This is a genomic window from Clostridioides sp. ZZV14-6387, from assembly GCF_020657835.1.
GTDB classification, from domain to species: Bacteria; Bacillota; Clostridia; order Peptostreptococcales; family Peptostreptococcaceae; genus Clostridioides; species Clostridioides difficile_A.
Genome location: NZ_JAGWCW010000005.1, coordinates 29,589 through 45,046, shown reverse-complemented (window position 1 = coordinate 45,046; position 15,458 = coordinate 29,589). Strand labels below are relative to the sequence as shown.

The 15,458-nt window shown below is 28.3% G+C and carries 13 protein-coding genes and 1 other annotated feature; of the genes, 3 read left to right on the top strand and 10 right to left on the bottom strand.

Going from position 1 to position 15,458, the window contains the following annotated elements; all coding sequences use genetic code 11:
• Window positions 1-45: 45 nt before the first annotated feature.
• The 3 genes from KGF38_RS04475 to KGF38_RS04465 are packed head-to-tail and all read left to right on the top strand — an operon-like array spanning window position 46 to window position 2,085.
• Window positions 46-366 carry a PadR family transcriptional regulator gene (locus tag KGF38_RS04475; protein WP_054269099.1) on the top strand — a complete coding sequence of 107 codons (321 nt, stop codon included), beginning with the start codon at window positions 46-48 and terminating at the stop codon, window positions 364-366.
• Between the two features lie 11 nt (window positions 367-377).
• Window positions 378-1,055: a permease prefix domain 1-containing protein gene (locus KGF38_RS04470; RefSeq protein ID WP_074179074.1), complete on the top strand. Its 678-nt coding sequence runs from the start codon at window positions 378-380 to the stop codon at window positions 1,053-1,055.
• Complete coding sequence (locus tag KGF38_RS04465) at window positions 1,048-2,085, top strand: DUF4097 family beta strand repeat-containing protein (RefSeq protein WP_074179073.1); 1,038 nt, start codon at window positions 1,048-1,050, stop codon at window positions 2,083-2,085. Before KGF38_RS04470 ends, KGF38_RS04465 begins: the two co-directional genes overlap by 8 nt.
• Window positions 2,086-2,289: 204 nt before the next feature.
• Here KGF38_RS04465 and KGF38_RS04460 read toward each other — a convergent pair whose 3' ends face one another.
• The 10 genes from KGF38_RS04460 to nth form a co-directional block, all read right to left on the bottom strand.
• Window positions 2,290-4,941: a phosphoenolpyruvate synthase gene (locus KGF38_RS04460; protein ID WP_074179072.1), complete on the bottom strand. Its 2,652-nt coding sequence runs from the start codon at window positions 4,939-4,941 to the stop codon at window positions 2,290-2,292.
• A 386-nt stretch (window positions 4,942-5,327) separates the two neighbouring features.
• A complete protein-coding gene (gene thrS / locus KGF38_RS04455; RefSeq protein ID WP_054269095.1) occupies window positions 5,328-7,247 on the bottom strand; it encodes a threonine--tRNA ligase in 1,920 nt (639 codons plus the stop codon).
• A 63-nt stretch (window positions 7,248-7,310) separates the two neighbouring features.
• Window positions 7,311-7,549: a binding site (T-box leader), on the bottom strand.
• Window positions 7,550-7,840: 291 nt separating this feature from the next.
• Window positions 7,841-8,443 (bottom strand): DUF445 domain-containing protein, encoded by a 603-nt coding sequence (locus KGF38_RS04450; protein ID WP_054269094.1) that lies wholly within the window; start codon window positions 8,441-8,443, stop codon window positions 7,841-7,843.
• 164 nt (window positions 8,444-8,607) lie between these two features.
• Window positions 8,608-9,399 carry a putative sporulation protein YtxC gene (locus KGF38_RS04445; RefSeq protein WP_227832229.1) on the bottom strand — a complete coding sequence of 264 codons (792 nt, stop codon included), beginning with the start codon at window positions 9,397-9,399 and terminating at the stop codon, window positions 8,608-8,610.
• 29 nt (window positions 9,400-9,428) lie between these two features.
• The gene (locus tag KGF38_RS04440; RefSeq protein ID WP_054269092.1) at window positions 9,429-10,190 is read right to left on the bottom strand and encodes a DUF6873 family GME fold protein; all 762 of its coding nucleotides are present in this window, start codon (window positions 10,188-10,190) and stop codon (window positions 9,429-9,431) included.
• Between the two features lie 152 nt (window positions 10,191-10,342).
• Window positions 10,343-11,473, bottom strand: coding sequence for a BMP family ABC transporter substrate-binding protein (locus KGF38_RS04435; protein WP_223152737.1), 1,131 nt, complete (start codon window positions 11,471-11,473; stop codon window positions 10,343-10,345).
• A gap of 40 nt (window positions 11,474-11,513) precedes the next feature.
• Entirely contained in the window at window positions 11,514-12,518 is a 1,005-nt protein-coding gene (locus KGF38_RS04430) for a BMP family ABC transporter substrate-binding protein (RefSeq protein ID WP_227832228.1), read from the bottom strand.
• A gap of 271 nt (window positions 12,519-12,789) precedes the next feature.
• Window positions 12,790-13,635 (bottom strand): DegV family protein, encoded by an 846-nt coding sequence (locus KGF38_RS04425; protein ID WP_054269090.1) that lies wholly within the window; start codon window positions 13,633-13,635, stop codon window positions 12,790-12,792.
• Between the two features lie 34 nt (window positions 13,636-13,669).
• On the bottom strand, window positions 13,670-14,140 hold the full coding sequence (trmL, locus tag KGF38_RS04420) for a tRNA (uridine(34)/cytosine(34)/5-carboxymethylaminomethyluridine(34)-2'-O)-methyltransferase TrmL (protein WP_003429657.1): 471 nt from the start codon (window positions 14,138-14,140) through the stop codon (window positions 13,670-13,672).
• Window positions 14,141-14,336: 196 nt separating this feature from the next.
• Complete coding sequence (gene nth / locus KGF38_RS04415; protein ID WP_176702488.1) at window positions 14,337-15,305, bottom strand: endonuclease III; 969 nt, start codon at window positions 15,303-15,305, stop codon at window positions 14,337-14,339.
• Between the last annotated feature and the right edge of the window lie 153 nt (window positions 15,306-15,458).

The following is a 15,458-nucleotide window of genomic DNA, read 5'->3' as shown; positions in this document are numbered from 1 at the left end:
GCGAGGTATATCAAAGTATTATATATTTAATCGGAGGTGATGTTCATGACAATCGCATCTGACATGATAAGAGGTCATACAGAAACAATTATCTTAAAACATTTACTTGAAAAAGACAGTTATGGTTATGAGATTAATAAATCTATACTTGAAAAGACCAATGGATTGTACGAGTTAAAAGAAGCCACTCTATATACAGCGTTTCGTAGACTTGAGCAGTCTGGTGCAATAACCTCTTATTGGGGAGATGAAGCTACTGGAGCTAGAAGAAAATATTATTCTATAACAAACATAGGCAGAGAAAAATATATAAAAAGCCATGAAGAATGGGATAATACAAAAGCACTAATAGACATATTAATTTAGGAGGTGAAAATATGTTAGATAAAATACGTACTTATATTGATAATAGCTTTACAGGAATTAATGAAACAAAAAAAGTCAGAGAACTTAAAGATGAATTATTTGAAAATCTAAAAGAGAAATACAACGACCAAATACAAGATGGTAAAACAGAACAAGAAGCATATAATTCAGTAATCTCAGGAATTGGAGATTTATCTGAGTTAATTGAAAGTGTTAAAGAACCATATTTTGTACCTTCTGAATTAATTGAGGAAAAAAAGAAAAGAGCCTTAAGAGCATCAATAGCAATTGCTCTTTTTATAGTAAGCCCTTTCTTGTTTGTAGTCTCAATTGTGAGCTTTGGTATAGAGCCAACTCTAGGGATTCTTTTAATGCTTATATTAATAGCAATTGGAGTAGGGCTACTAGTTTATAATCAAATGACAAAACCAAACTATGCTCTATATAATGATACTTCAACAAAAGAATTTAAAGAATTTAAAACAAATTATGATGATATAAATCCAGCTTACAAATCATTTATTAGTGCATATTGGATTATAATAGTTGCTATATATCTAATCACAAGCATGCTATTTAATATTTGGTCTTTTTCATGGATACTATTTATAATAGGTTCTGCTGGTGTTGAGATTATTAAAGGAATAATACAACTAAGTGAATCAAAGGAGGATAATAAACATGAATAAAAAACTCATAAAAACAAAGATTTTAGTATGGAGTATCGTTGCAATATCACTTTCTATAGTATTTATCCTTCTTCTTATAGGAAACATATTCTCGCATTCTTTTAATCTTTCTTTTAATAATTTACATTCTAAATACAACTATGATAAGTATATAGTAGCTAAAAATGAAAGTTTTTCAGATAAAATAAACGATATTAATGTTGACTGGATTTCAGGTGAAGTTAGAATTAAGAAAAGTGATTCTAATAAAATCAAATTAATTCAAAAAACTCCTTCTAATTTTTCAAAGAAAAAACTTGCGAAGATAAAGGTTGATGGAAATTCTCTTTCTATAGATGATAATTCAGCAAAGAAATTCTTTATTGGAGTTAATCTTCCAAAACCAACAATACTTGAACTATATTTGCCTAATAAGCTTTATGATAAAATAAATTTATCTACTACTTCAGCAGATATATATAGTACTTACATAAAAGGTAATATAATGGAAGCTAGCACGGTTTCAGGCATAATAGAGCTTTCTGGTAATATTAATAAAGTAAACTTAGACACAACTAGTGGTGATATTGATATAACAAAACTAGATAGTAAAGACGCCACATTTACATCAACATCTGGCAGAATACAACTTTCTGGCAAAATTGATAGTTTAAATTTAGATACAACTAGTGGTGATATAAATTTAAAAGATATAAATAATAAAAGCCTTGTCTGTAGTACAGTTTCTGGACGAATGGATGTATCTGGAACACTTTCTGATATTAAAGCAGAATCAACTTCAGGTGATGTAAAAATTATATCTAACAAAATGTTGTCTTCTCTAAACTGTGAGACTACTTCTGCCAATATTGATTTGTCTATTCCTGATAATCCAGGATTCACTTTAAGCTTTGATAAGATTTCTAGTTCTTTAAATAGTGACTTTGAATTGAATCGTCACGATGATTTATACACTTATAAAAATGGGGCTACAAATTTCTATGTAAGTGCTACAAGTGGAAATTTTACTATTCTAAAAAACAAGAATTAGATAAAATGATTATTACAACCAAAATATTTTTATTATTATGACAAAAACACTTTTATTATTAAAATCAAAACACTTCTATAGTAGATTTATTATTTATTGATAAATCAAATACTCCTAGAAGTGTTTTTATATATCATAATTTTATATTGCCTCATTCATTTTCACTAGTAAACATCTCTCCTATAATACTCTACTAAGTCCACTCTATTTACATATAATCTCAACATATCCTTTATATGCATCTATTCTCAAATAATCTCCTGTTTTAATCAGACTTGTAGCATCTTCCACTCCCACCAAAGCAGGTATACCATACTCACGAGATACTATTGCACCATGAGTCATAAGCCCTCCAACTTCAAGTACTAACCCCTTCGCATTTACAAAAAGTGGCGTCCAACCAGGGTCTGTAAATTTAGTCACCAAAATCTCATTCTTTTGTAAACTGTCGTTATTTGGATTCAATATAACTCTTGCATATCCTTCATAGATACCTGCTGATACTGGCATACCAACAAATGCTCCTTCTGGTACCCCCTCTTTTGAATAACTCCCAGAGAATATCTCTCCTTCATTTGTAATTACCCTTGGTGGATTCAGTTTTTCATATTTATCATACTCTATTTTTCTGCATTGTATACTTTCTTTGAAATTTACTTTTTCAGTTAATGCTTGATATATTTCATCAAGGTTTAGATAAAATATATCATATCTATTATCAAGTAAATTATCCTTTTCTAATTTATCCCCTACTTCATCAATTACTTTTCTTACTTCATTAAATACACCAACTATAATATATTTTCCATATTCACGTAAAGGCAAGAAAGTCTTTATATTATTTAGATGATTCTTAACTTTTTTGACTAAATCATCTTTACCTATCTTCTCATAAGCTTCCAAAATTAATCGTTCACTTTCACTCGATTTTTCAATCAATCTTTGATAGTTTTCTCTATGTTCATTTTTTTCCAATGTATTTATATTATTCAATATAGACATACTTATTGGAGTGAAATCTTCTTGATAACGAGGATTTGTTATATCTATTTCTCCAATTCCTCTCATACCAAATTGTCTTAAAAAATCACTTAACTCACTCTTTAATTCATCACTAGCATTTTTTAAAAGCAATAAATGAGCATCTTTAGGATTTTTATTTAATATATCAATCTCTTTTAGATTATCCCTTATTAAATCAGCTAAATCACCTACTCTTAATCCCATCTCAGTAGTAATATTTCCTTCTAGTCCACTTACAAAACTATCTTCTAAGTACAATAAATCTAATTCTTCAAGCATATTTCTAAGTTTTCTATCACTTAAAATTCCTGGAGCTACATTTGGTATAAGTTGCTTTGCTAACTTAAATATAAAAGCAGATAATAACTCTTCCACGATTACAATCTTTTCACATAAATCATTTCCCTTGTTTATATTTCTATACACATCATCAATAAGTTCTTCTTTCAACTCCACTAAACTTGCAAGAGCATCTGGTTTTTTATCAAAGGCATAATTTTGCTTTGATATTTTTAAGATAGGTATTATTAAATTCTTTGCCATTTTTAATGTAGTTTTAGAAGGCAGTTTTTTCTTTAAAGGATATTTTTCAATATACTCTCCAAGTGCACTTGCTACAAGATAGTCTACATTGGGCATTAAATCTTTGATTATCTTATCTCTTATTGGTAATCTCAGTATTTCTGTACAATTGGCATAGAGTCTACCTCCAGCTTGACTCATTATCTTGAAGTTACTGCCTTCTTCGACTCTATCAAAAGGCATTACTCTTTTGAATATATCAAGACCTAAAGGTTTAATTGGTTTTGTCATTACTTGAATATGACTTGCTGATATATATACCTGAGATTTTCCATTTCTATTACTATTTTCGACTCTAGGATATAGAGATGTTATCATCCTACTTTGCAAAATATATATTTTCCCACTCTCATCAATTGCCCATTCTATATCTTGTGGAGTCTGATAGTATTCCTCGATTTCATGTCCTAATTGTGCTACATTATAAATCTCTCGTTCTGAAAGTACTTGTTCTTTCTGTTTATTTTTATCAAGTAATATTTGCTCTGTACCACCATCATTTTTTCTGTATATGGCTAACTTCTTCGCATTTATTTCTTTTGCTATAATTTTATTTTCGTTTTTATTTACTTTGTACAAGTCAGGAGTTATTAACCCCCCTACCAAAGATTCACCAAGTCCAAAACCTGCATCAATAGTCAAATGATTATAGTTATTGTTAATGGGGTCAGCAGTAAACATTATTCCTGACTTTTGTGAATCGACCATTTTCTGAACTACTACAGAAATTAATACATTATCTTCATTCAAATTATTTTTCTTTCTATATACTACAGCCCTTTGAGTATAAAGTGATGCCCAACAATATTTTACATTTTCAATTAAGTTTTCAAATCCATGTACATTTAAATATGTATCTTGTTGACCTGCAAAAGACATATCTGGCAAATCTTCTGCTGTTGCACTAGAACGCACTGCATAGAAATCATCTTCTCCAATGCTTTCTATGGCCTCTTTTATATTTTGTTTTATACTATCTGAAAGTGACTTTTCTATGATTAAATCTCTTAGACTACTAGTCAATTCTTGAATTTTTTCTAAATCATCAACATCTACATTATCTAATTGTTTAAATAAGTCATTATCTTTTAATGGTTCTATAAACTTGTAAAAGGCATCTGTTGTTATACAGAATCCTTCTGGTACAGGTAGGTTTCTCTTAGTCATTTTGCCAAGATTAAACCCCTTCCCACCAACTAAATTAAAGCTATCTTCATTTATTTGATTAAAAAACAAAATAGTGGTATTCATATCACACCTCCAAAGTTAACTATAGGTATATCAAATTTATTTGCATAAACTAACTTTATTTAATTTTATATATCTCTCTTTACTTACAATTATACAACTTTTATATATATTTAAATTAATGTAAACATATAAATACATTAATTTAAGCATCTTTTATACATCTCTAAATTAGCAAACATATAAATATATTATTTAAGCATCTTTTATACATCTCTAAATTAACAGACATATGAATACATCATTTAACCTACAACAAAAAAATTAGAGGTACACTATCATAAAAATATGATTAACTGTACCTCTAATTATATTTATCTTTTCATAAGTTTAATTTCTACATATCGATATATCGATTAAACTTATATTATCTATTAATATCTTAAATATTAGTTTTGAATAATACTTTCTCTTGATTCGATTTCTTTTGAAATACTAGCTATAAATTCATCTAATTTAATGCTACCTATTTCACCTTTATCTCTTGATCTAACAGAAACATTATTCTCCTCAACTTCTTTTTCACCTACTATTAACATGTATGGAACTTTTTCAAGCTGAGCTTCTCTTATCTTAAATCCGATTTTTTCAGCTCTGTCATCTAATTCAACTCTTATACCCTTATCAAATAACTCTTTCTTAACTTCATTTGCATAATCCATAAATTTATCAGATATAGGAAGTATCTTAACTTGAGTTGGAGATAACCAAACTGGGAATTTACCAGCATAATGCTCTATTAATATACCTATAAATCTTTCTATACTACCAAAAGCAACTCTATGAATCATAACTGGTCTATGTTTTTCACCATCTTGTCCGATATAAGTGTTATCAAATTGTCTTGGAAGTTGCATATCTAATTGGATAGTACCACATTGCCAAGTTCTTCCTAAACAGTCTTTTAGATGGAAGTCTATCTTAGGACCATAGAATGCACCATCACCTTCATTTATAGTATATGGTAGACCTAATTCTTCTAAAGCTTCTCTTAATCCATTTTCTGCTGCTTCCCACTCTTCTTCGCTTCCCATAGAATCTTCTGGTCTTGTAGATAACTCTAAGTTATATTCAAATCCAAAAGTTTTGTAGATACCATCTATTAGGTTAGCTACTCCTTTTATTTCATCCTTTATTTGCTCTGGCAACATGAATATATGTGAATCGTCTTGAGTGAATGCTCTAACTCTCATTAATCCTTGTAATGCACCAGATAACTCATGTCTATGAACTCTACCAAGCTCTGCAACTCTCATTGGGAAATCTCTATATGAGTGTAATTGAGAATTATAGTAAATTAATCCTCCAGGACAGTTCATAGGTTTTATAGCATAATCTTCATCATCTATTTTAACTGTATACATATTTTCTTTGTAATGATACCAGTGACCTGAAGTCTCCCATAATTTTCTATTTAATATAATAGGAGATTCTATTTCAATATATCCAGCTTTTCTGTGTATTTCTCTCCAGAATTTTAATAGTTCATTTTTAAGTTCCATACCTTTTGGTAAGAACATAGGGAATCCAGGACCTTCTTCAGGTATCATAAATAATCCTAATTCTTTACCTAGTTTTCTATGGTCTCTCTTTTTAGCTTCTTCTAATAAATGTAAGTACTCTTCTAAATCTTTGTTTTTCTCAAAAGAAGTTCCATAGATTCTTTGAAGCATCTTATTTTTTTCATCGCCACGCCAGTATGCACCTGCAACACTTTGTAATTTAACAGCTTTAACTTTTTTAGTAGATGGTAAATGTGGTCCTCTACATAAATCAGTAAAATCACCTTGCTTGTAGAAAGATATTATTTCACTTTCAGGTAAATCAGATATAAGTTCTACCTTATAGTCTTCTCCTTGTTCTTTCATAAGCTCTAGAGCTTCATTTCTAGGAAGTTCAAATCTTTCTATTTTTAAATCTTCTTTAGCTATTTTTTTCATTTCAGCTTCTATTTTTTCTAAGTCTTCTGGAACTAATCTATGGTCTAAATCTATATCATAGTAGAATCCATTTTCTATACTTGGCCCTATAGCAAGTTTTGCTTCTGGGTAAAGTCTCTTTATAGCTTGAGCTAATATATGTGCTGATGTATGTCTAAAAACTTCCTTACCTTCTTTATCTTCAAACTTAAATAAATTTAAGTCACAATCAGAATCTATAATGTGGTCCATACCTACAACCTCTCCGTTCACAGATGCTGCTACCACATTTCTAGCTAATCCTTCGCTAATGGATTTTGCTACATCCATAACAGAAATAGCACTTTCAAATTCTTTTATTGAGCCATCTTTTAAAGCAACTTTAATCATTGTTTTTTCCTCCTTATTGAAATAATTTTTAGATTTTTTGTAATAAAAAATCGCCCCAAATATGTTTGGGACGATATTAATTCGCGGTTCCACCCAAGTTGGTGTATACAAGTATATACAACCCTCTTGATGACTATAAGGTCGTCACCCGAGCACTTTCACATATAGTATAAATACAAATACTGCTAATAAACTCAGCTCCAAGGTAGTTTTCAAATAGACCTGTTACATGGGCTCTCAGCCATAGACCCAAATTCTCTGAGAATGGTTTCTACTCTACTCTTCCTCTTCAACACTATGATTTTTAATATATTTTCATTATAACAGATACTTATACATCAATCAACATTAATGTAATATAATAATTACCCATTATTTTTCATCTTAATCAACTCTAAATCAATATTCTAATATTTTTATATTACTTTAATCTTTTGATTTATAGTTATATTATAATATTTTCACCAATTTAAAATTTTTAAAATATATCTACATGCATGATAGATATGACTAGATAAATACTAAAATTAATTATTATTGAAGTTAATTTTTAGTTTTTGTATACTTAAGTACAATAGCTAGTTATTGTATATTTAAATAAATATAGTAACCAAACCTTGAACTATACCTATTAAAAAACCTAAAACAAGACCTAAAAACTCTATATGCTTTAATTCTTTTTTAGCTATTTTTATTATTATCTCTTCTAATTCATATAAATCTAGTTCATTAATCTTATCTTCGACCATTTTTTGTATATCTATACGTTCATTTGCTTTATTTATTATATTTTTACTCAATTCATCTATACTCTGTTTAACTTCAGACTCAATTATCTCTCCTAAATAGTCTTGTATCATGTTTTTTATGCCACTTGGTATAAATGAGACTTTCTCATGTATTATAATTTTTACCCTTGCTTTTATGTATCTTACAACTTCTTCCTTATCTTCGTCAGTAATGATATTTGCAAGTATTTCGTCCATAGAAAGAAATTCTTCTTGAATTATTTCTCCCACATTGGCTGCTATTTCTGCTCTTCTCTTTGGTATAAGCCCTACTATTTCTATATTTAAAATAGGTATTTTAATAGGCTCTATTGGTCTAAATATTAGTCTTATAGCAACTACATTTGTAACGTAACCTATAAATCCACCAATAACAGCTAATATCAGTATCCTAATTAAATTATCCATTATAAAATTTCTCCTTATCAATTGTATATTTGTCAGCTATATTACACTTAATCAGTAGATATTTTTTATAGTTAATAGCCCTAGCTATATTATAGCTTTATATACAATTATAAGTCTTTTGTGTCGATTTAAAAAGAATTTTTTTAGTTTTATATCTTTAGTTCCTAATTCTCCATAATTATACTAACTTTATTTTCAAAAATTGCCTCTACAGTATCTATAATTTCTTTTGAGCAATTATTATTTAATAAATCTAATATTTCTATTTTTCTAGGACATAAAGTTAATAAGGTACTTATTAAAAAGTCCTCATAGTTTAAATTCTCTCTTATTACCATATTTATGATTTCTTCATCATCTATACTGTCTATTTTGTTTCCATTTTTATCGTATAAAATAAATGTATTATCTTCCATTATATGAACTTTTAGCAAATCAATCTTTTCTTCTTGAGTATCTATAAAGTATTTTAAGACTCTTATAAATTCATCTTGGTCTTTCTTTATTAAATACTCCTCAACTGCAATATCACCTATAGCAGAAATATATTTCATAAATTCTCGCATTCTAAATCTAATAAAACCTTCTACGTTTATAAAATCATTTTCCTCTATATAGTTTCTCACCCTTGTAAATACTGTTTCTCTCATAAAAATCTCTTTTTTAGCAAATATGTTCAGTGAATATATGTATATATTATTTTTATCTTCAGGATATGTACGCCCATAGCATTTTAGAATGTATTCTTTTAAAAGTTTCTCTTTCATTATACTTATTATCATACTAGTTATTTCTGTTGATATCTCATCAATATTTAGAGCTCTTTGTTCAGTTTTAGTACCATTAAGTATTTTTTTATTTAATACTTCTTGCTTTGCAGAATCTATCACTACTTCTACAATGTCATTCGTATATATTAATCTATCGTTTACATTATTATTCCTCAAAAATTTCATAGAAGAAATATTATCCTTCTCAACCAAAGTTATCGCTCCTTTCTTGTCATGAGAGGAACTATAGAACCTATATCTAGTAAATTCTCACAGCTAAGTGTAACTATCTCCTTGTTTTTACTTTCTACAAAACTTTTTATACGTTCATAGTCAGGATGTTTTTTAACATCTCCACAAAAAGCTAGTTTATCCTTAGAAATTAACCCTGTACATCCACCTATAAATCCATAATTCATCTCAAATAAATTTATATGACCTTTTTCTATTAATAAACACTCTATTTCTGTATTCTTCATGCTTTTCCAAATACCTTTATCTGATGTTATTATAGATGTTCTATCTACTATACAGATTGAGCATTTAGAATAGCCCTGCTCTATATTTATCTTTTTAAGTTTATTATTTTCAATATAATCTAATATTACTTTATCAGTGTACTTAAAGTTATGGATAGCATAGTCACCAACTATAGCAATATTGTAAGGTATATCATAAGGGTATCTATTTAATAAATTAGCTTCTCCCTTAATTATATTAAATTTATATCTACTTAATAACTCTTTGTATTGATTATATACATTCGGCGCAACAATTATATCTCCTTTTCCTAAATTACAAATACATATATCTGGGTGATATTTTATGCTTTCATATAATTCTTTACATTCTATTGTTTTTATTATCTCTATATTTCTTAATTTTAATTCATTTTCCATTAGATAACTAATTCTTTTGTCCACCAAAGCTAGACACAAATCGTCATCTAGTATAAATGGCTCTCTTGTAAATTCCATTTTTTACTCCTTTTTCTTTTTTTTGATAAATTTTTTACTTGAAATAAATAAAGTGTGTAGCAGAATTTTTCTGCTAACACACCTATTATTAGACTTTTCTATAATTAACTCACACCTATAAAGTGCATTTTTATAAACTTTTAAAACAGTTATTAATATGTATCTTTCACTTTGTTATACTCTTTTTTTATGTACTCTAAAACATCTGGTGGTATATTTCTACTACTATTTGGAGTTAATCCTATTTCTCCATCTTTTATTTTAAATTCCATTACCTTACTTCCATGAAAACCATCTTTTATAACATTCTTTATTAATTCATAGACTGGTTGTTCCACATCTTTTACAATTGAACTTATTACATTGTTTGGTGCCATATCATATTGGTCTTTATTAATAGCTATAACTTGGCCACCATTTTCTCTTGCTACCTGAATAGCTCTTTTACTATCATCTTCTGTAACTGAGAATACAACATCTCTATCAGAATCTCTCATTTCTTTTGCAATAGTTCTAGCTGACTCAGGATTTTCAAATACATTTGAGTATTTAACTAATAACTCAGCATTTTTATTTGAAGTTTTTAGACCTTTCCTAAATCCAGATTCATACTTATCCCTACTAGAACCCTCAACACCTCCTATAAAACCTACTTTACCAGTATCAGTCATTTTACCTGCAATAAGACCTGCCAAATATCCAGTAGAATTATCTTGAAATGATACTGAAACTACATTAGCAGGTTGGACTTTATAAGCATAATCAACTATTGCAAATTGTTGTTTTGGATATTTGGTAGCATCTTCTTTAATTAACTCTGCAAACCTAGCTCCAACTGCTATTATCAAATCTGGTTCAGATTTATGTAGTTTTTCTAGACTTTCTTTAAAATTCTTAGAAGTCTTTGGTTTCTCAAGTTTTATTCTAATATCAAAATCTTTATCAGCTCTTTTTAGAGCTGATAGTACATTGTTATTATACGATTCGTTATTTAAGTTTTCAGTGTCTAATAATACTCCAACAGTTTTTCTCACATAAGAATCATCATCTTTTATTTCATATTCCTCATTATTACTTTTGTTATCTAATTTATCTTTATTTACTTTATCTTTATTTGACGATGTTGATACACTTTTAGACTCACTCTGTTTGGATTTAGCACTATTTATATTAGAATTATCTTTGTTTACTTTATCAAGTCCAAAATCAAAATCACATATAGCTAATATAAAAATTGTAAACACCACAACAAAGCAGAGCATCAATAGTCTTTTTATTTTCACAAAATTCACTCCCTGATATAGAACATGAAGTCTCTATAGATTATTTATTGTTCTTATTAACATATTCTAACACATCTGGAGGAACATTTTGAGAGCTATTTGGAGCAAGTCCAGTACTTCCAGACTGAACTGTATTTTCTATAACTTCTCCACCTTTATAATTTCCATTTACAAAACTTTGTATCATATTATAAGTAGGCTTTTCAAAATCTTTTACAATAGAGCTTATAACATTTTCTGGAGCCAAATCATGTTGGTCTTTATTAGTAGTTATAACTTTCTTATTTTTCGCTCTAACTGCATTTATTACAGTCTTTGAATCATCTTCAGTAGTAGAGAAAATAACATCTACCCCATTATCCATCATTTTTTTAGCTATAGACTCAGCCGATTTACTATCCTTAAAGACATCCACATATTCAATCGAAACATCCTTTATACTACTATTAGAAAATTTAATACCTTCTTTAAAACCTGCTTCAAATTTATCTCTACTAGAGCCCTTTACTCCACCAATAAAACCGACCTTATCACTTTCAGTCATCTTTCCAGCGATTAATCCAGCTAGATATCCAGATTTATTATCTTCATAAGAAATTGAAGTTATATTAGAAGGTTGCTTGTCATATTCATAATCTACAATTGCAAATTGTTGCTTGGGATATTTCTTAGCTACCTTCTCCAGTGGTTTTGCAAACCTAGCTCCTACAGCTATAATTAAATCTTGATTGTCATTGCATAAAATATCTATACTATTAGAAAAAGTCGACGAATCATCTGATTCCACCTTATTTGTATCTATATTAAGTTTCTTTTTAGCATTGTCTAATGCCAATAAAGCAGCATTATTCATAACTTCATTGTTTGTTCCTTCAATATCTAGTATCATAGATATAGATTTTTTTGAATTATTTTTGTCAGTTATATTACTTTTATTATCTTTGTTAGAATTAGAATTGTTGTCAGGATTATTGCTACACCCAACCAACATTCCAGCTGTCATTGCTACGGTTAATATCAATATCAACACTTTTTTTAAATGCATCAAATTTCACTCCTTATACTTTCATGACATTTTTATATACTGTTTATAAATTTTTTATATATAATTTACACTCTTGTTTTGAACTCTTTACAATAAATCTTACTATAAAAAAGTGTGCAATAGAATTTTATCTATTTACACACTTCCCTAAAAACTAAATCTAATATATCAACACTTAATTTTATCTAAAATAAATCCAATTTAGCATATCAATATTTAATATTTTATCTTAATCTAATAAAAAAACAACTAATAATTTAAAAAATATTATTTATTTTTTTAGACATATGATACCAGTGACACCAGGTCCAGCATGTGCACCTATACACACACCAATTTGGAAAAATCTAATTTCCTTAGGTCTTAATTCATCTTCCATAACCCTAGATAATTGTTCTTTTTCCTTAAAATCATCACTATATCCTATATACACAATTTGGTCTGATAAATCATCCCCACAATTTGATTTTATCAAGTCCATCATCTTAGAAATTACATTCTTCTTTCCTCTTACTTGAGATATTTGTGAAACTAGTCCATCTTTTATCTCTAGGATAGGTTTTATATTTAATATGCTTCCTATTGCTGCTTTAGTAGATGATATTCTTCCTCCCTTTTGTAAATATTCTAGTGTATCCACCGAAAATATAACAAAAGCTTTCTCTTTTAAATCATCTAAAACAGGCAATATTTCATCAATAGACTTTCCTTCACTTGCAAGTTCTCCTGCTTTTATTACAAGTAAACCAGTTCCCATACAAAGCAAGTTAGAGTCGTATGTATATATTTTACCTTCTACATCATTTTTTGCCATTACAGCACTTTGATACGTCCCTGTGGCTGTGGCAGAACCTGCTATATAAAGTATCTCTCTATCTTCACTAGTATACTTCTCAAACACTTCCTTAAATTGGGCATAAGTAGCTTGAGAAGTTTTTGGATATGCATTTTCTTCTCTAAGCTTTTTATAAAATTCATCTCCAGATATATCGATTCTATCCTTATACTCTTTTTCCTCTAATATAACTGTTAACGAGACAATATCTATATCATATTTATCTAACAAATCTTTTGGCACGTCCGATAAACTGTCACAGATTATCTTTAGATTTTTCATTAAGTATGCTCCTTTCTCATTTAGGCTTGGTAAACTACCTCATATTAGGGTATCCTATTTGTCTTAAAGCTTCGTACACTACTATAGCAACTGAATTTGATAAATTTAGTGACCTAGCTTTTTCAACATCCAACATAGGTACTCTAATACAAGTATCCATATTTGCTTTCAACAAAGGTTCTGGTAATCCCTTTGTTTCTTTGCCAAATACTATAAAACAATTTTCTTCATATTTCACATCTGAATGTGACTGCTTAGCCTTTGTTGTAGAAAAAAAGTATTTGCTGTTTGGATACTTTTCTTGTAATTCTTCAAAGCTATCGTAATATTGTATATCAGCTATATCCCAATAGTCAAGCCCACATCTTTTTAGGTGTTTATCATCTAATGAAAAACCTAATGGCTTTACTAAATGTAAAGTTGAACCTGTTGCTGCACAAGTTCTTATTATATTTCCTGTATTTTGAGGTATTTCTGGTTCTACTAATACTATATTCAATGACATTTTTATCCTCCCTAAGTATTGCTCTTAATTTATTAAACTTTATTTTATAAACAGAATAACAATAATATTATACTATTATATATAATAATGTTAATAACAATTTTTACTTAGTTATATATAATAGTTTTCTATCTAACATTTTCATAAGTATTATTATATCAGAAAATCCCTCTTGTACAACTTACTTTGATAAAAGTTATTTCATTTCATTAATTTCTTTATAATAATTACAATCTTCTTTTATTGGGCAATCTCCACATTCTGGATTTCTAGCTTTACACATTCTTCTTCCATGAAAAATTAATACATGATGTGAGTGTGACCATCTTTCTTTTGGTATAGCTTCCATAAGTGCAAATTCTGTTTTTTGAGGATTTGGCTCATCCACTATCCCAATTCTATTGGTAACTCTAAATACATGGGTATCTACTGCTATTGCTGGTTGATTAAAGGCGTTACTAAGTACAACTCCTGCTGTTTTTCTTCCAACGCCAGGTAATTTCACAAGTTTTTCTAAACTATCTGGTACCTCACCATCATATAATTCACATAGTTGTTCAGATGTATCTTTTATTTTTTGAGATTTACTTTTATAAAGGCCACAACTTTTTATCTCTTTACTAATTTCTTCAATACTCAAGTCGGCAAAGTCTCTTGCTGTATTGTACTTTTTAAATAACTCTGATGTAACTTTATTTACCCTTACATCAGTACATTGAGCTGATAGAATAGTAGCTATCAAAAGTTCAAAGGCTGTCCCATAATTTAACTCACATGTAGCATCTGGGTATAGTTTTTCTAATTCATCTAAAATCTTGTTTACATCTTTATCATTTACTGACTTATTCTTAGATTTACTCTTAGTTTCTTTATTTGATTTTTGTGTTTTCTTATTGGAATTAGTACTCTTTGATTTTTTGCCTGTTTCAGTTTTTTTATCTTCTTCAATATCACTAAAATTTGATATATCTTTCTCATCAATTATTTTATCTTTTTTACTAATTGCTTTATTCATTTCTTTTTTAGGTTCAACTTTATTTGTATCTTTTTTATCTATATCTTCTTTCCCTTTTAGATTTTTTTCATTTATCTCTTGGTTCGCTTTTATGTCTTCATTTTCTTTTATGTCTTTTTTATTTATCTCTTTTAGATTTACATTTTTCATAATTATCCCCCTTTAAAATACTAATTTATAAGACTCTATTTATAAATAGTTTAATCATCTCAACAAAAAATAAACATCAATATATAAAATATACAAAATAAAAATTCAATCTACATATATTTCACAAAAAAAGCAAAAACCTATTAAAGTTCT

Excerpts from the sequence above, each read along its gene's own strand:
- KGF38_RS04475 (WP_054269099.1), top strand. The coding sequence starts at position 46 with ATGACAATCGCATCTGACATGATAAGAGGTCATACAGAAACAATTATC.
- KGF38_RS04470 (WP_074179074.1), top strand. The coding sequence starts at position 378 with ATGTTAGATAAAATACGTACTTATATTGATAATAGCTTTACAGGAATT.
- KGF38_RS04465 (WP_074179073.1), top strand. The coding sequence starts at position 1,048 with ATGAATAAAAAACTCATAAAAACAAAGATTTTAGTATGGAGTATCGTT.
- KGF38_RS04460 (WP_074179072.1), bottom strand. The coding sequence starts at position 4,941 with ATGAATACCACTATTTTGTTTTTTAATCAAATAAATGAAGATAGCTTT.
- thrS (WP_054269095.1), bottom strand. The coding sequence starts at position 7,247 with ATGATTAAAGTTGCTTTAAAAGATGGCTCAATAAAAGAATTTGAAAGT.
- KGF38_RS04450 (WP_054269094.1), bottom strand. The coding sequence starts at position 8,443 with ATGGATAATTTAATTAGGATACTGATATTAGCTGTTATTGGTGGATTT.
- KGF38_RS04445 (WP_227832229.1), bottom strand. The coding sequence starts at position 9,399 with ATGAAATTTTTGAGGAATAATAATGTAAACGATAGATTAATATATACG.
- KGF38_RS04440 (WP_054269092.1), bottom strand. The coding sequence starts at position 10,190 with ATGGAATTTACAAGAGAGCCATTTATACTAGATGACGATTTGTGTCTA.
- KGF38_RS04430 (WP_227832228.1), bottom strand. The coding sequence starts at position 12,518 with ATGCATTTAAAAAAAGTGTTGATATTGATATTAACCGTAGCAATGACA.
- KGF38_RS04425 (WP_054269090.1), bottom strand. The coding sequence starts at position 13,635 with ATGAAAAATCTAAAGATAATCTGTGACAGTTTATCGGACGTGCCAAAA.
- trmL (WP_003429657.1), bottom strand. The coding sequence starts at position 14,140 with ATGTCATTGAATATAGTATTAGTAGAACCAGAAATACCTCAAAATACA.
- nth (WP_176702488.1), bottom strand. The coding sequence starts at position 15,305 with ATGAAAAATGTAAATCTAAAAGAGATAAATAAAAAAGACATAAAAGAA.